Annotated in this window: 14 protein-coding genes and 1 pseudogene; 3 read left to right on the top strand and 12 right to left on the bottom strand. The window is 59.1% G+C overall.

Annotated features, from left to right (window positions below):
• Window positions 1-8 precede the first annotated feature (8 nt).
• The 6 genes and pseudogenes from P9250_RS24960 to paaA all read right to left on the bottom strand — a co-directional run bounded on the left by P9250_RS24960 (window position 9) and on the right by paaA (window position 7,184).
• A complete protein-coding gene (locus P9250_RS24960) occupies window positions 9-3,203 on the bottom strand; it encodes an efflux RND transporter permease subunit (RefSeq protein WP_310395736.1) in 3,195 nt (1,064 codons plus the stop codon).
• A gap of 198 nt (window positions 3,204-3,401) precedes the next feature.
• Entirely contained in the window at window positions 3,402-4,490 is a 1,089-nt protein-coding gene (gene paaE, locus P9250_RS24955) for a 1,2-phenylacetyl-CoA epoxidase subunit PaaE (RefSeq protein WP_310395734.1), read from the bottom strand.
• Window positions 4,491-4,519: 29 nt separating this feature from the next.
• Window positions 4,520-5,020 (bottom strand): annotated as a pseudogene (paaD, locus tag P9250_RS24950) (1,2-phenylacetyl-CoA epoxidase subunit PaaD); the annotation flags it as partial.
• Window positions 5,021-5,055: 35 nt separating this feature from the next.
• Window positions 5,056-5,868 (bottom strand): 1,2-phenylacetyl-CoA epoxidase subunit PaaC, encoded by an 813-nt coding sequence (paaC, locus tag P9250_RS24945; RefSeq protein ID WP_310395730.1) that lies wholly within the window; start codon window positions 5,866-5,868, stop codon window positions 5,056-5,058.
• A gap of 9 nt (window positions 5,869-5,877) precedes the next feature.
• The gene (gene paaB / locus P9250_RS24940) at window positions 5,878-6,162 is read right to left on the bottom strand and encodes a 1,2-phenylacetyl-CoA epoxidase subunit PaaB (protein ID WP_250464602.1); all 285 of its coding nucleotides are present in this window, start codon (window positions 6,160-6,162) and stop codon (window positions 5,878-5,880) included.
• 11 nt (window positions 6,163-6,173) lie between these two features.
• Complete coding sequence (gene paaA / locus P9250_RS24935; RefSeq protein ID WP_250464601.1) at window positions 6,174-7,184, bottom strand: 1,2-phenylacetyl-CoA epoxidase subunit PaaA; 1,011 nt, start codon at window positions 7,182-7,184, stop codon at window positions 6,174-6,176.
• 298 nt (window positions 7,185-7,482) lie between these two features.
• Between paaA and P9250_RS24930 the strand changes: the two genes are divergently transcribed.
• Window positions 7,483-7,806, top strand: coding sequence for a DUF4148 domain-containing protein (locus P9250_RS24930; protein ID WP_244827834.1), 324 nt, complete (start codon window positions 7,483-7,485; stop codon window positions 7,804-7,806).
• A gap of 234 nt (window positions 7,807-8,040) precedes the next feature.
• Here P9250_RS24930 and P9250_RS24925 read toward each other — a convergent pair whose 3' ends face one another.
• Together P9250_RS24925 and P9250_RS24920 are read right to left on the bottom strand one after the other, a co-directional pair.
• Window positions 8,041-9,105: a hypothetical protein gene (locus P9250_RS24925; protein WP_310395726.1), complete on the bottom strand. Its 1,065-nt coding sequence runs from the start codon at window positions 9,103-9,105 to the stop codon at window positions 8,041-8,043.
• A gap of 345 nt (window positions 9,106-9,450) precedes the next feature.
• Window positions 9,451-9,672 carry a hypothetical protein gene (locus P9250_RS24920; protein WP_250464597.1) on the bottom strand — a complete coding sequence of 74 codons (222 nt, stop codon included), beginning with the start codon at window positions 9,670-9,672 and terminating at the stop codon, window positions 9,451-9,453.
• A gap of 274 nt (window positions 9,673-9,946) precedes the next feature.
• Between P9250_RS24920 and P9250_RS24915 the strand changes: the two genes are divergently transcribed.
• Both P9250_RS24915 and P9250_RS24910 read left to right on the top strand, forming a co-directional pair.
• Window positions 9,947-10,990, top strand: a complete 1,044-nt coding sequence (locus P9250_RS24915; RefSeq protein WP_310395723.1) for a DUF2235 domain-containing protein — start codon at window positions 9,947-9,949, stop codon at window positions 10,988-10,990.
• An 89-nt stretch (window positions 10,991-11,079) separates the two neighbouring features.
• Window positions 11,080-12,693, top strand: a complete 1,614-nt coding sequence (locus P9250_RS24910) for a hypothetical protein (RefSeq protein WP_310395721.1) — start codon at window positions 11,080-11,082, stop codon at window positions 12,691-12,693.
• Between the two features lie 47 nt (window positions 12,694-12,740).
• Here P9250_RS24910 and P9250_RS24905 read toward each other — a convergent pair whose 3' ends face one another.
• The 4 genes from P9250_RS24905 to P9250_RS24890 form a co-directional block, all read right to left on the bottom strand.
• Window positions 12,741-13,103, bottom strand: coding sequence for a hypothetical protein (locus tag P9250_RS24905; protein ID WP_244827829.1), 363 nt, complete (start codon window positions 13,101-13,103; stop codon window positions 12,741-12,743).
• Between the two features lie 225 nt (window positions 13,104-13,328).
• On the bottom strand, window positions 13,329-14,564 hold the full coding sequence (locus tag P9250_RS24900) for a porin (protein WP_244827828.1): 1,236 nt from the start codon (window positions 14,562-14,564) through the stop codon (window positions 13,329-13,331).
• Window positions 14,565-15,132: 568 nt separating this feature from the next.
• Window positions 15,133-15,423 carry a hypothetical protein gene (locus tag P9250_RS24895; RefSeq protein ID WP_310395717.1) on the bottom strand — a complete coding sequence of 97 codons (291 nt, stop codon included), beginning with the start codon at window positions 15,421-15,423 and terminating at the stop codon, window positions 15,133-15,135.
• 70 nt (window positions 15,424-15,493) lie between these two features.
• Window positions 15,494-16,642, bottom strand: a complete 1,149-nt coding sequence (locus tag P9250_RS24890; RefSeq protein ID WP_310395716.1) for an aromatic ring-hydroxylating dioxygenase subunit alpha — start codon at window positions 16,640-16,642, stop codon at window positions 15,494-15,496.
• Window positions 16,643-16,691 lie beyond the last annotated feature (49 nt).

The following is a 16,691-nucleotide window of genomic DNA, read 5'->3' as shown; positions in this document are numbered from 1 at the left end:
TATCGGCATCACGACTGGCCTTGCGGCTTGCCATCCAGGTGCTTTGCGCCGCCGCGCTTCGCTTCGATACGCTTATAGATCATCGAGAACACCACGGGCACGAAGAAGAGCGTGGCGATGGTGCCGACCATCAGGCCGCCGATCACCGCGCGGCCGAGCGGCGCATTCTGTTCGCCGCCCTCGCCGAGACCGATGGCCATGGGCACCATGCCGATCATCATCGCGAGTGCGGTCATCAGCACGGGCCTGAAACGCGAGTAGCCGGCTTCGAGCGCCGAGCGCATGGCATCGCGGTGTTCCTGCAATGCAGAACGCGCAAAGCTCACGACGAGAATGCTGTTGGCCGTCGCGATACCGATACACATGATTGCGCCGGTCAATGCGGGAATGGACAGCGTCGTATGCGTGAGGAAGAGCATCCAGACAATGCCCGCTAACGCACCCGGCAGCGCGGTGATGATGATGAACGGATCGAGCCACGACTGAAAATTCACCACGATAAGCAGATACACCAGCACGACGGCGAGAATTAATCCAAACGCCAGGCCCGAGAAAGACCCGTTCATCGTTTCGACTTGTCCACGCATGTCGATTGACGAGCCTTTGGGCAATTGGCCGCGCGCTTCGTCGATGATGCGTTGAACGTCATCCGACACCGCGCCCAGATCGCGCCGCTCGGTGCTTGCATAAAGATTGATGGTGGTCTGCGCGTTGTAGTGATATACAACGGCATCGCGCGACCCGCGAGACAATGAAGCAAGCGCGCCGAGAATATTCGTCTTGCCGCTAGCCGATGTCACTGGAATATTCGCGACTGATTGCAACGAGTTCATATCGTATTGCGGCGCGGACGTAATGACGTTGTAGCTCACGCCATTCGCGGGATTGAGCCAGAACGTAGGCGTCGTCTGCTGACTTCCCGACAGCGTGATGAGCAGATTGCTTGCGACATCGCGTTGCGTAAAGCCTGCCTGAAGCGCCTTCGTACGATCTACTTCAACGTTGACGAATGGAAGATCGGAAGGCTGCTGAATGCGTGCATCGACGAGACCCGGCACGCGACGAATCCTCTCGAGCAAGTGATTGGCGAAGGCGCGATTGCCACGCACATCGCGGCCCGTGATGGCAATATCGAGCGGCGCCGGGACACCGAAGTTGAGAATCTGGCTCACGATATCCGCGGGCAGGAAGGAGAACGCCACGCCGGGGAACTCCTGCGGCAGGCGCTTGCGGAGTTGGCGGATATAGTCGTCGGTGGGCGCGTGATCTTCGTTGAGCGTGATGAGCACGTCGGCATCGGCGGAACTGATGGTGCCGGTGTTGCTATACGAAAGATTGATGCCCGATACCGGCAAGCCCATGTTGTCGATGATCGAATGCACCTCGCGCGACGGAATGAGTTGGCGAATGCGCTTGTCGACACGATCGGTCAATGCCGCTGTTTCCTCAATACGTGTGCCGGTTTTCGTGCGCAAGTGCAGTGCGATCACGCCCGAATCGACGGAAGGAAAGAAGTCACGGCCAAGAAACGGTGCGAGGGCGAGCGAGAGCAGACAGCAGATGAGGAACAACGACGCGAAGCGCGCGGGATGCGCGAGCCGAGCTTCGAGAAAGGCGCGGTAGCGTCCGCGCACCGCTTCAAAGCGCCTCTCGAAACCGAGATGAATACGCACGAAGGGGTTGCGCGAACCCTTCATCGATTCGACATCGCCACCCATGTGTTCGTGGTTGCGCAACAGATACTTCGCAAGCGTCGGAACGAGCGTGCGCGAGAAGAAGTACGACGCAATCATGGCGAAAACGACTGCTTCGGCCAGCGGCACGAAGAGGTAGTGCGCAACGCCGGTAAGCAGGAACATCGGAATGAAAACGATGCAGATGGAAAGCGTGGAAACGAGCGTTGGCACGGCAATTTGTTGCGCGCCATCGAGAATCGCTTGCTCCAGTTCCTTGCCTTCTTCGAGATTCTGGCTGATGTTTTCGATAGCGACGGTAGCATCGTCCACGAGAATACCGACCGCGAGCGCCAGTCCGCCGAGCGTCATGATGTTGATGGTCTGCCCGATCGCCGAGAGTGCGACGATCGACGTGAGCATCGACAACGGAATGGAGATGGCGATGATAAGCGTCGCGCGCCAGCTACCTAAAAACAGCAGCACCATGAGCGCGGTCAGACCCGCCGCGATCACGGCCTCGCGCAACACACCCTCTACCGATGCCCGCACGAACAGCGATTGGTCGGCGACCGGCTCTATCTTTAAAGATTCGGGCACCATGCCACGCAGCGTCGGCAACAGGTTCTTCACGCGCGACACGATATCGAGCGTCGATGCATTGCCGCTCTTGTTGATCGTCAGAAGCGCCGCACGCGTGCCATCGAGTCGCACGATATTCGTTTGCGGCTGAAAGCCATCGCGCACGTGCGCCACGTCGCGAATATAGATGGTGCCGCCAGGCCCTGTTCGGATCGGAATGTCGTTGAGACCTTCGATCGTATCCGGGCTCGCATTGAGTCCCACTTGATATTCGGTCGGTCCGATCTTGGTCGTGCCCGTCGGCAAGATCAGGTTTTGCGCGCTGATGGCATTCACGACATCGGTGGGCGCGAGATTCTTTGCCTGCAGCCGGCGCGAGTCGATATCGACCATGATCTGCCGCTGCTTGCCGCCATAGGGCAACGGCACGGATGCACCCTGCACTGTCGCAAGCTGCGTCTTGAGAAAGCTATTGCCGAAGTCGTAGAGCTGCTGCTCGGTGAGTTCCGACGATGACAACGCAAGCCGCAAGATCGGCACGGTCGACGCATTGAAGCGCAAGATGTTCGGCGGCGTGATGCCCTGTGGCAACTGACGAAGCTGCGTCTGCGAAAGCGCGGTAATTTCCGCGATCGCTTCATCCACGTTTGCGTTCGGCTGAAAAAATATGCGGATGACCGCAATGCCTGGCAGCGATTCCGATTCGATATGTTCGATGTCGTTGACCGCCACCGAAAGCCCACGCTCGTAATTGAGCGTGATGCGGCGCTCCATTTGATCAGGAGGCAAGCCCGTGTACGACCAGATTACGCTAACGACCGGAATGTCGATGTTCGGAAAGATATCGGTCGGCGTGCGCATGATCACGAGCGGGCCGATGATAAGCAGCAGCAGCGACAGGACAATGAACGTGTACGGGCGCTTAAGCGCGAGTCTGACGATCCACATCGAAGTTTCGCTTGCCCCGTTTGATGTTCGCTATTTCGAATACTTTTCGCTCAGCGCCAACTAAGCGCTGAAAGCATCCGTACGATGACACAAACAAAGCTTACAAAACAATTTGTGCAAACGCTTGCGAGGGTTTATGCGTAAAGAATTCTTCCGATATTTCCTGAATTGTTTTTCTAAAGCCACGCTAAGAAGTGTCTAGCGTTCGTCGAAGCTCACGACTATGCGTTCGCTAACCGGATGACACTGGCACGTCAGCACGAAACCGTCATCGATCTCGTGTTGTTCGAGCGTGAAATTCCGGTCCATCTTTACCTCTCCCTCAAGCACCTTTGCGCGGCACGTGCAGCACACGCCGCCTTTGCACGCATAGGGCAGCGCCAAACCCGCTTTGAGTCCGATGTCGAGCACACTCACGCCTTCATAGGGCAAACGCAGTTTGCGCCGTTTTCCGTCGATGACGAGTTCAAGGTCGGCCGCAGGCGTGTTGTCGGTAATTTCGACGGCCGGAACGCCCGCTTGCGGCAAGGCTGTACCGAAACGCTCCACATGGATCCGTTTCTGTGCGATGCCCGAACTCTTGAGCGCGGCTTCAGCCGCATCCATCATCGGCCCAGGACCGCAAATGAAGGCTTCATCGATTTCTTGCGGAGGCAGCAGCGTTTGCAGGAACGCGCGGCACTTTGCTTCGTCCAGCACGCCGTTGAAGAGCTCGACATCCTGCAAGTCGTCCGAGAGCACGTGATAGAGCGAAAAGCGGCTCATATAACGGTTCTTGAGATCTTCGAGCTCTTCGGCAAACATGATCGCATCCACGCTGCGATTGCCGTACACAAGCGTGAAGCGGCTCGTGGGTTCCGTATCGAGCGTGGTCTTGACGATGGCGAGCACTGGCGTGATGCCCGAGCCACCTGAAAACGCCACGTAATGCTTGGCGTGGTCCGCATTCAGATGCGTAAAGAAACGGCCATCGGGCGTCATGACTTCGATCTCGAGGCCGGGCTTCAGCGTGTCGAATGCGAAGTTCGAAAAGCGCCCGCCGCGCACGCGCTTGATGCCGATACGCAATTCTCCATCGCGATCGTAATCCGTGACACCTACGCAGATGGAATAGGACCGGCGCGTCTCTTCGCCGTCGATATGCGTCTTCAAGGTCACGAACTGCCCTTGCGTGAAGCGGAACGCGTCGCGCAGCAGTGGCGGTACATCGAACGAGACGGTGACCGCGTCGGCCGTTTCAGGACGAACCTCGCGAATGCGCAGCGGATGGAATTGCGGAGTGGCCATGAGCGTTGAATCGATAAAAAAGAAACGGATCAGTACGGCTTGAAGTAATCGAACGGCTCGCGGCAATCGACGCATCGGTACAGCGCCTTGCACGCCGTCGAGCCGAATTGCGCGAGCTTTTCCGTATGCGTCGAACCGCAACGAGGACACGCGACCGTCTCCTGCTTCATAGGCTTATATGGCACGAAACGCAGCGGTTGCTCCTGATTCGGTGCAGCAGTTCCACGTTGCCCCGTCGGCGGCGCGATGCCATAACGTCGTAGCTTGTCGCGCGCTTCATCGGTGATCCAGTCGGTGGTCCATGCCGGCGCGAGCACCGTCTCAATGCGATGCGCCCCGAGCTTCGCGGTATGGATTGCATACGCGATGTCCTCGGCGATCTGCGACATGGCGGGACATCCCGAGTAAGTCGGCGTAATCACGACCTCGAGCACGCCGTCCGCGCCATGACGCACGTCGCGCAAGATGCCCAGTTCGCGTATGGATACGACGGGGATCTCCGGGTCCGGCACGGCTTCGAGCACGGACCATACGTGTTGCAAGACAGTATCGGCGTGCATGGTGTTCACCAGCTTGCGCCCGGGTGCTGACGTGCGAGGCTTTGCATCTCCGCGAGCAGATAACCCATATGCTCGGAGTGTTCGCCGAGTTTGCCTGTGCTGACATGCTTTACATCGGCGGGCGCGGTGAGTGTGGCTTCGTTTAAAGCGTCGTCCAGTTGTGCGCGCCATGCCGCTTCGAAATCGCTTGCAAGCGGCGCGATGCCTGCTTGTGCAACGGCGCGCTCGATTGCATCGATCGCAAAAAACTCGCGTGTGTAAGGCATCAAATAGTCGAGTGCAGCCTGTGCGCGTCGATGCGATTCCTCCGTGCCGTCGCCGAAGCGCACGAGCCAGTCGCGTGCATGATGCAAGTGGTAACGGACTTCCTTGATCGACTTCGCGGCAATGGCGGCAAGCTGCGCATCGGCCGATGCCTGCAAGGCCGTCCATAGTTCAGCCATCAACGCCGAATAGAGGAAGTTGCGCACGATGGTCACTGCATAATCGCGCTCGGTTCGCACCGTGCCCGCGAACGGTCCATAGTGCGGCAGCTCGGAAATCGTATAGTTGGCGAACTCACGCTCGCCACGAAAGTACGCGTAATCGTCTTCGCTTTTCTGCGTGCCGGTCATCTCGGCTTCGAGCGTTGCCGCATGCGAATAAAGCAAGCGCGCCTGTCCGATGAGATCGAGACTCATGTTAGCGAGCGCGATGTCTTCTTCGAGCGCGGGACCGTGGCTGCACCATTCGGCGTTTCGCTGACCGAGGATCAACGCGTTGTCGGCGAGGCGCAGGACGTAAGCGAGATGTTCGCGCGTCGAAATGAGCGTCGTCATGTCCCGCCTTTACATGTGATTGATTTCGTCGGGCAGCACGAAGAACGTAGGATGCCGATATATCTTGTCGATCGCGGGTTCGAATAATTCGCCCTTGTCCGCCGGGTCCGATGCCGTGATAGCCGATGATGGCACCACCCAGATGCTCACGCCTTCCTGACGCCGCGTATAGACATCGCGCGCCATTCTCAACGCAGCGCCCGCGTCGGGCGCATGCAGGCTGCCGCAATGCTTGTGATCTAGACCCTGCTTGCTACGCACGAACACTTCCCAGATCGGCCATTCCTTGCTCATCGTCGTCTCCTTCATGCGGCCTGTTTCTGCTGATCCTGCGCTTTGCGCGCTTGTTTGTCGGCATAAGCGAGCGCCGCTTCGCGCACCCACGCGCCATCGTCATTCGCCTTTACGCGAGTCGCAAGCCGTTCCTTGTTGCACGGACCGTCACCATTGACCACTCGCCAGAATTCGTCCCAGTCGATCTCGCCGTAGTCATGCGCACCGCGCGCTTCGTTCCATTTGAGATCGGGATCGGGCAACGTTACGCCGAGAATCTTCGCTTGCTCGACGGTGGCATCGACGAACTTTTGCCGCAGGTCGTCGTTCGAAATTCGCTTGATGCCCCACGCGAACGACTGGCCGCTATGAATGGAATCCTTGTCGCTCGGTCCAAACATCATCAGCACGGGCCACCACCAGCGATTCACGGCTTGCTGCACGAGGTCTTTCTGCGCTTGCGTGCCTTTCATCATTGCGAGCAGGGCATCGAAGCCCTGCCGTTGGTGGAACGACTCTTCCTTGCAAATGCGAATCATCGCGCGCGCGTAAGGGCCGTAAGTACAGCGGCACAGCGGTATCTGATTCATGATCGCGGCGCCATCCACGAGCCAGCCGATCACGCCCACGTCGGCCCATGTAGGCGTCGGATAGTTGAAGATGCTCGAATATTTGGCCTTGCCCGCATGCAGCGCGTCGGTCAGTTGGTCGCGCGAGACGCCGAGCGTTTCAGCCGCGCTGTAGAGATACAAGCCGTGGCCGCCCTCGTCCTGCACCTTGGCGAGCAGGATCGCCTTGCGCTTCAGGCTAGGCGCACGACTGATCCAGTTGCCCTCGGGCTGCATGCCGATGATCTCCGAGTGCGCGTGCTGAGAAATCTGCCGCACCAACGTCTTGCGATACGCCTCGGGCATCCAGTCTTGCGGTTCGATCTTGCTATCCGCCTGCATCACCGCATCGAAATGTTGCTGTTGCGACGACGCCTCGGCTGAAGCGTCCGAAACCGCGGGCTGACCCGGAAGATCGAGGGATTGCGTGTACATGCGAGACTCCGCTCTATTTTGAGAAGCGATGCAGCGAGTATATCGATTAACCGACCGTCCGGTTGATTAATTTTAAGATGAACGTCTTGAACGCCGATAGGCTAGGTGAAACCCTAATTTTGTATGCCAGTGAGTGGTATTTTTAATTCAAGCGCATCCATGGATTGTTGCCATCCCTAGAAAGATCCTTCAACGGATCGATAGATGATCCGCGACTCAGCCCTCTCTACACTCCGTGCAAACGCTGTCCCGAAAGCTATTCGAAGAGCACGACCTATCCACCACGGAGCCGACATCCATGAAACCGTTCTTCTCTGCGATCGCCATCGCCGCTGCTTTTGCCGTCCCCGCCCTTTCTTACTCGCAAACGGATGCGCCGCTTACTCGCGCGCAGGTTCGCGCCGAACTCGCGCAACTAGAGAACGCCGGCTACAACCCGGTCGCAGCCGATCCTACCTATCCGTCGAACATTCAGGCAGCCGAAGCGCGTGTGGGCACGCAATCCATTGCGCAAGCGTCAACGCAGTCGAATGACTATGGTTCGGTCACGGCTGGGTCGTCGCAAGCTGGTCGCACGACGAGCACTCAACCTCGCGCGTTCGGCACGTTTTTCGGGCAGTAAGCGCTGGGGTTGTCTGCGCTTGGCGTGTGCTTGTGTTGCTTGGCGCGTAATTGGATGCAGAATGCAAAGCCAAGGTACTTTGCATTCAAATTCAAGCGGCCTATCCGTGCCGGCAATCTCATCTCGCGCTTCGCGACATTGCGACATTGCGACACGAGGACATTCATAGCGGCGGCGCCACTCGACCTGCCTTTTAGAAGAGCAATGGAGCAGACGCCGAGCGCGCGGACAAACTCAGTTGGCCGGGATCGTCACGACCGGCGCTTTCGATGTGTCCGTCACTTCGGCTAGCGCCATCAGGTTCTGCACGACGGTAAAGGCATACTTCGAATCGAAATCCCTTCTGTCGATCCAATAGTTCGTTTTATCGTAGGGCACGCTGACATACGCATCCTGCGGCGGCTTCTCGCCCACTTGCACGATGATGGTCGGACGCGTCTCTCCGCCGATCAACCCGATGGTCGGCTTGGTTGCTCCCGTTCCCACCTGCTCGTCCGGCACGGTGATTTGCGCGCCGATATCGGTCAGGATCCCAAGCACGGAACGCGTGACCATCGGAATGCGATCATGATCCGCCGCCTGGCCGTAGACGAGTTCATACGTCTTCATCTTCGGGGACAACTTGAGCAGCTTGCGCACGAGCGTGAGATCGCCGACGGTCTGCTTGTTAGTGCCGCTGCGCGTTGCGCCGAGCGTAATGAACACGCCGCCATCCTTTCCATTACGTGATTCAATATTCAATTCGCCGGCCAGTTGCAGACGGCGCAGCGCTTGAATCAACATGAAGAATTCCGGCGCGCCTGATCCATTCGGGCCGCCGAGCGCCGTGCCGTTCTGTAACCCGCCGATGGATTGCGCCGTGATGCGCAAGAGCAGATCGACCGGAATGCCGCTTTCGGCAAGCGGCATCACGAGCGCGGGTGCGAGCGGGTGGATGTATGCGCTCGCGTAGGCGTCGCCCGTGGTAGGGGTGAAGGTGAAAGTCGGATGGTTCGAATACGACACGCTTCCGGTGGCTGCCGCGTAGTTCGGCACGCTGCCAGAACCCGCATTGAGCGTGGCGCCAGCGGTGGTATCGAACGTGTAAGCGGCAATGATGCTGCTCACCGTGAGGAATGAAGGCGAATCCGCGAAGCGCAAACCGACGATTGCGGCAAGAATTTCGCGCTTCTTGGCATCGCCGAGTGCGCGTGAATAGTCGACCTGATCGGCTTTTAGACGGCTCGGGCCGATACCCGCGCAGCCTGCCGCCAGAAAAGATGCAGAGAGTACAGCTATCAATAGGGCTTTCCGTGTCATGGCTCTCAGGGGAATTGACGGGGAGGATCGTCGGCATGTCGCCGCGGAACATTCGGGCGGTTGTCGCAAAATTCATACCTTTGCCAACCGATTGCATGTTGAATGCGGTGAACCGGATGCCTGGAACCTGCGCCATCTTCGCGTCGCACGAACGTGGCTTTCCTTCGGAGCGTCTCATGTTGCTGTTAGGCGCGCCCTAACGATTTGCATTTTGCATGCGGTCGACCCAATGCGTAATGCCTCTCCGCTCTCGCCTTGCACGAAAGCGTCTCTCTTCCGGCGCCGTACACGTTGGTGCCTATTGCACCCGGCCGGCACACAAGCCGTCGCGAAAGCCGCGAGCGATCACTTGGAAGCGTCGTTGCCAAAACTTTGCGATGACACCGTTCCCGATGCCGCCGCGCCATGCGTCCCACCGCGGATATGCCGATTCGCGTCCGCATGCTGCGCGACCAACCGATCGAGATGGTCCTGCGCGAAGCGCGGACCATCGTCGCGTGCGAATGCCGGTGCACCGAGTGTTGCAGCGCATGCAAAAACGATCATGGCGAGAAACGTTTTCTTCATGATTCACCCCAGCAATAGTCGACGGCCCGATCACGCCCTATCGCATCGGCCGTGGATCAAGGATGGCACATTCATGTCGATCCGTCCGTGCGCGAGATGCATGGGTCCCCCTCGTATCCGCCAAAATACAGCCGCTCCATGCCCGCGCGCCGTTTTCGCGTATCCGATGCTTGCAGCTTGCCCCGCGATTTCCTATCCCTTACTCAAGGCGCTTTTGTCAGACCGCTGACAACGTATGAGAGCGTATCGAGACTTGGTAAGGAGACCCTTCATCATGAATCTCGCCATCTTTTTCGACGGCACCTGGAGCGAACCCAACGATCGCACCAACGCATATCTGCTCTACAAGCTCGCACCCGAGACGGACGAGCAGGAAACGCTCTACGTCCAAGGCGTCGGGACACAAGGTAACGGGTTGTTCGCGCTGGCCAGCAAGTTCCTTGGCGGCGCGTTCGGCGACGGGCTATCGGAAAACATCAAGGCCGGTTATGCGTGGCTTTGCGAACGCTACAAACCGGGCGCATCGATCTTCATTCTCGGCTTCAGTCGCGGCGCCTATTCGGCGCGCAGTCTTGCCGGGCTGATCCGCAAATGCGGGCTCGCCACCGACACGGGACATGATTCGATCGATCAGGCATACGGCATCTATCGTGATCAGAATGCGAGCGCCACCGATGACGCAGTCGTCGCGTATCGCAAGCAGTTCTCGCGCGATGTGGATATTGCATTCGTTGGCGTCTGGGATACGGTCGGCGAGCTGGGCATTCCAGTCGGCACATTGCCGGTGCCGGGATTTTCGAGCTACTACAAGTTCCACGATACGACGCTGTCCAACACGACAAAGGCCGCATATCACGCGATCGCGGCCAACGAATATCGCTCGCTCTATGCGCCGACGTTGTGGACGCAAGGTTCCGAGGATCGTGGCAACTTGCCGCTCGAGCAGCGCTGGTTCATGGGCGCGCATGCCAATGTCGGCGGCGGCTACCTGAGTCCACCACGCACCCCCGAAGATCTGCTACCGCTGATTCCCGCCGAATGGCTGCGTGAGAAGGCGGCATCGCATGGCCTCGTGTTCGATAAGCCAATCGATATTCCGTTAGCCGCTTACGCATGCGAGCCAATCGATTCATACGCCGAGTTCACCAGCAAAAGCGCCGTGCTAAGGGATGTTTGCGAAAAGGCACCGCGTGTTGCAGGTACGGCGCTCAACGAGACGATCGATCCAAGCCTTTCCAAGCGGCTCGATACGCCCGGTTTTCTGGACATCTATCCGCAACTCTGCGCACAGCTTCGCAGGCTGCCAGTTGGTCAATGAGCAAGCAGTCGATCGATCAGTAATCCGATCAATTGGCGATCCCAGCGTCAGGGCTGTCGCCTATTCGGTTTGATCGACGGGAGACCGTAATGAGCGTACCGTCCACACCGCAACTCCGCGCAGGCGAGCGCGAAGATATCGAGCCGAGCGATACGGAAGCCGGGCACGGCGATCCCGGGCCGCGCGCGGCCGAGGATCTTGCCAAATGCGAAGCACTCATCTCGCGCGCTGCCGCAACCGGTACGATCCTCGACAACGCCGACGTCGACGCCGTGCGTAACGCGCGCTGCGCCTTCGGTCGCGGCGTGTGGAACCGCGCTACCGCCAGTGCGTTTTATGGTGCGATGAGCCGTATCGCGGCAGCGTCGCATTATCCGGGCAGCAGCATCGTCGCCGATCTCGATCACTGCCGCGACATGGTCTCGTATGGCGCACAAAACGGCAAACCGCTCGATGAACACGATGTCGAAGCCATGTCGAGGGCACGCGCCGCCCAGCAAAATCGCACGTGGAACGCGGAAACGGAGAGCGCCTTCTATGCCGCGATGAGCCGTATCGCGCATGCGGTGACGCCTGTCGTCGCCGCGACTGCCGGCAACGAAGCACGCGAAGGCGCGCGTCGTGCAATCCGCATCTATACGCGCTCGGCGATTGCGCTCACCGTGCTGGTGGTGTCGTTGTCGTGCCTGCTCTTCGTGGGCAATCAGATTTCGAGCGATATCGCCAACGTCGTGAAGAGCAACGACGCCGCCGCGCTCACACTGCACAACCAGTTGCAGGCGCATGCGGTGGCTATCGGCGAGGCTGTCAAAAAGAAGGACGATGCCGCTCTCATCGCGCTGCAGAACTCGCAGCCCGCACTGCAGATCAAGGAGGAACTGCAGAACTTCGCGACCAATAACCGGCAGCTTTTCGCGGACGTGTCCCGCATTAGTGCGTTGACCACCGGCCTTGGACTCGGTGTCATCCGCAGCCCTTATAAGCGGCCTTGCGACGATCAAGAGAGCGTGCTTAATTTTCAGAGCGCGTACCGCACTTCGCATTCGCGTCGATACACCGGCGGCAATGTAGACAGCGATTGGCAATGCAATCCGGACGTCGCTCGGAAGGTGCTCGAAATCACACTGCCGCTACTGGCCAAGCCGCGCGCGCAAACCGGGGACGAGCATCCGCCAACCGATCTCGACGCTGTCGAGCAAGGGTTTCAGAAGATCGCCGTCTATCAGGACATCCGCGCGATGGCGCTGTATGCAAACGACATCATTCTTTCCATTGTCGGCGCTGTGACCGGCTTCTTGTTGCCCGTGCTGTATGCATGGCTTGGTGCGTGCGCCGCGATTTTGCGGCAGTTGAGCGCGGAGTCGTCTGCCAGCACGTTTCATCCCGAGCATTCGAAAGTGGCGAATCGCGCACATGTGACGAGCGCGATCATCGTCGGCATTTCCATTGGACTCTTCAGCAAGCTATTGGAGGGCGGCAAGGACGTATCGCCGCTCGCGTTGGCGTTCATTGCGGGGTACGCGTCGGACAAGTTCTTCTATTTCGTCGATCGCCTCGTCGGCGCGATGTTTCCCCCGCGCGACGCACCGCCGGCCCGGGGGCATGCTTCTGGAACGCTGTCTGGCGGTAAGACCAGAATTTCGGCTGACAGCGCCGCGGCCCGGTCTGTCGGAGGCGGTGAATCGCCGCGAGGGCACGCATGACTTTGCATGCTGCATGCCGCATTAAGAATGCAGCATGCAAACGCTCATCAGAACACCTGTGGTGGCGTTCCATCGGTCAAACCACGCGGCAGCGGTTCATCGAGCGCAAATTCCACGTTCGGATAATCCTGCAACCGCCCGCTCACTTCCGTCTCGCCTTCGCTCGTGAACAGTCCATCGAGATAATCGAACGACAGCTCTTCCACCAAAGCCTTGAGCGCCAGTTCCGGGCTGCGCTTGGGCTCCACTGAAATCTCACCTACATCGAGACTCGCCCAATACTCTCCGTCTTTGGATTCGAACGCACCGATGTCGATAACCTTGCCGTCGACATTCTGTGCCAGTACGCGCTGTTCCACGGCGAAGAGGCGAAACAACTGTTCATCGAGTGATTCGTCTTTGGTGGTCATGTCCGTATCTCCGTTACAGGCCCTTGAGCGAGACTCAATGCCGACGTTTGCATGCGAAATACCATTCGCAGCAAAGGCTGCGCCAGCAAGCCCGCAACCCGGCAATATGGCAACCCGGCAACCCGACATGAACCCGGCATCGACCACGTAAACGAAAAAACCGGACGCCGAAGCGCCCGGTTTTCTGCATGCAGCTTTGTACAACCCGCTCGGCAGCCCGAAGGCTTAGAAGCGGTGAATGATACCCACGCCTGCCGCGAACTGGCTGCGCGAGGTCGACGGAGCGCTCTGGAAGCCGTCGCCGATCGAAGCCGTGGCGTTGATCTGGCGATTCGTCGCGCCCGCAGCGGTGAACGTCGGCGTGCCGAGCGTGCGGCCGTTGGCGCGCTGGAATGCTTCCAGTGCATACAGACCCGTGCGCTTGGACAGCGAGTAGTACTGGCTTAGGTTGAACTGATGGTAGGACGCTGCATCGTCGATACCGTTCGCCTTGCTTGCCCACGTGTAGCTGTAGCCAGCGGCAAAGTCCCATGCCGCCGTTGCCTTCCAGTGCAGCACGGTGCCAGCCGTATTGAAGATCGCCGTGTCGGTGAACTTCGAGTTGATACCCGGGATGTACTGAACGTTCGTGTACGTCGCCGAAATATCCCACTGGCTGTTGAACGTGTAGCCGCCGCCAACCGCGAAGCGGTTCTGAGCTTGCGCGCCCTGATAACCGTTCGTGACTGCCGAGATGCCCGACTGGCCGCCCGTGTTGGTCGTCGAATCCGCGCCGTACACGCCGCCGCCAATCGTCGAGTTGTTGATACGCGTGAACGCGACCGTCGCGCCGATCGGGCCTTGCGCGTACTGCAAGGCGCCCGACCACGTCGATCCGCGATAGGCGCTATCCGGCGTGCCAGCCAACGAGTACGAGCCGCTTGCCGTGAAGCCGAAGAGTTTCGGCGACGTGTAGACGATCGAGTTGTTCGCGCGGTAGATCGTATCCAGTTCGTCCAGATCGCCCGGGTGCGCGCCGAAGTATCCGGTCAGCCAGTTCGTCGGGCTATACGGCGCCATCAGCGTGTAATACGACGTGTATTGGCGACCGAGAGTCAACGTACCGTAGGTGGGGTTCGTGAGACCAACCCAAGCCTGGCGGCCGAACATCGCGTTGGCGTATTGCTGTCCGCCATTGTTGATGTTGAAGCCCGATTCCAACTGGAAGATTGCCTTGTTGCCGCCGCCGAGATCTTCGGCGCCCTTCAGGCCGAAGCGGCTACCCGCCCAGATGCCCGATGCCAGCTTGACGTTCGAACGTCCGCCGCTGTTAGAGCCAAGTGCGCCCTGGCTGCTCTGGTAGACGATCGAGTCATCGACGATACCGTAAAGCGTCACGCTGCTTTGAGCGAACGCCGGGACTGCTGCGGCAAAGGCGGTGGCGGCGACGATGGCAGCCTTGGTCAAGCGGAAACCCTTCATTTCTTCTCCTGTGTGCGAATGGCGAATCTTCTGATCTTTAGTGAGCCGGTAACGGATGCCGCTTAACGCTGAACCGCCTTATAAATTCGTAACATTTCATCGCTGGCAAGTGTATGGCTTACGGATGCAATGCGAAAGAATCAGGCAGATTCGTGTCTTTTTTTTGCACTGTGTGGTTAACCAGTATTTTCTGGCGCGCAAATATTGGGCATCCGGTCATGAAACTGACCGGTAGCTGACAACTGCGGGACGGATATCGAGATGTGACGAGAGCGGGCAAAAGCTGTGACGAAGCCGGCGCGATCGCCTGAAAGCCTTACTGGATAAGGCTCGATGTGAAAATTTGATATGCGGAGAAGGGAAGCGTGCCCAAGGACTCGGCCTGGGCCGAAGACACGACTGAAAGGATTTGCACAGTGCCAGCCACGCGGCGCGACTGAGTTTGACCACGGCTTACGGCCCGACGAAGGCCGTTACGGTGCCGAAGGAAATATGTAAATCACTAATCGATTGTTGGGAAGCCGCATGGATGGTCACCATGCGGTTCATGAGACTGCGCGCGGATGGCTCAGTCGTCGATCTTCGAGCGCAGTTCGCGCGCTGTTTCCAGCAAGCCTTCATAGCCCGAACGCGCATGCGCAGGCAAATCGGGGTCGCCGACGAGCGTGCCGAGCGTCTCGATGATGCTGTAAAGAATGCCCTTTGCCGCGCCGGCCGCCATCCTGCCTGCCGCGACGGATTCATCGACGTGTGAAAGCGCCGCATCGAAATGCTCGACGCCAGGATGCGCTTCGCCAACCGCCGGGTCGGTTGCGCGCGGATCGTTCAGATTGCGCTGATCAGTCGGGTCGCCGTTCATGTGATGGTCCTCCAGACGAATGGCCTTCTTCTTGTATAGCGCCGTGGCGATGCCGCCGCAATCGGTGGCATCACGACGTCGGCAAGTCCATCACCGGTTGCATGAAATGGATGCGCTTGGCATCGCCATAACCGGCGCGGTGCGCCACGCCATGCTCGGTCAGCAAAGCGCGCAATTCGAGAATGACCGGAAACACTTCGTGGTTGTGATCCGCGCCCTGCCTGTCATGTGCTTCCTGCTCGCGCTCGACGATCCACCGGTCTTCCTTGAAGATGCGCTCGGTGAACCACACGAGCAACGGCCACGCGGCATCGAGCACGCCGGGAAGTTTCGGGCGGCGGATCGACAGCAAGCCGAAGGTGCGGTTGGTGCGCTGTTCGGCATCGAGCGGGACATAGGCGATCCACAGGTCCATTACCATCGTCTCGTCCTTCGTGTGGATCTTGAGCGTCTGGTACGGATACTCGGTGCGAATCGTCATCACGTCCTTGTGAGAATCGTCGGCCTTGGTGCCGCGTTTCTGGCCGAACACGAGCGCCTCCCCGATAGGCTGCTTGCCCGCCTCGCGCGCGAAGGTGTAATCGACTTCAATCCAGTCGTCGCCGCGACGTCGTCCGACCGAGCGCGCGCGCATGCTGCCCATTTGCCGCCGATGCAGAAACTGATGGTTCATATCCATCAGGTTTTCATGCATGAAGCTGTAATGGCACTTCACGGGCTTGCCGAAACGGCGTGTCTTGTAGGCTTTGTCGCTCGCCGAGACGAGGTTGGGAAACTTGGCGTCGTTGGCCTTCGCCGGGTCGCCGGTGAAGACGAAGATGAGCCCCGCTTCCTCGCGGCACGGATAGGAACGCACGCCGTTGGGCAAGCGTTCGCGGCCGAGATACGGAATGTCGGTGCAACGGCCGGTGCAGTCGTAAGTCCAGCCGTGATAGCAACAGCGGATGGATTCGCCATCCACGACACCCGCCGACAACGGCACTTGCCGATGCGCGCAGCGGTCCTCCAGCGCGAACACTTTGTCCGACTCACTGCGCACGAGCACGATGGGATCGCCCGCGAACTTCACGGCGTGCGTCTTGCCGCGTTTGACCTCGCGCGACCATGCAAGCGGATACCAGTGATCCGGATGAATATCGACGCGGCGCAGATCGCGCGGCGCTCTTGTTGTATCGACCGAACCGGCTTCCTGTTCGCCCTGCGGCAACGCTGCGTGCATGTACGACGCCTCCGGAAAAGGAGATCGGATTGAGCGCCACGCATGATGC

Source organism: Caballeronia sp. LP006 (assembly GCF_031450995.1).
In the GTDB taxonomy this organism is placed as follows: Bacteria; Pseudomonadota; Gammaproteobacteria; order Burkholderiales; family Burkholderiaceae; genus Caballeronia.
This window is presented reverse-complemented; position numbering and strand designations above follow the sequence as displayed.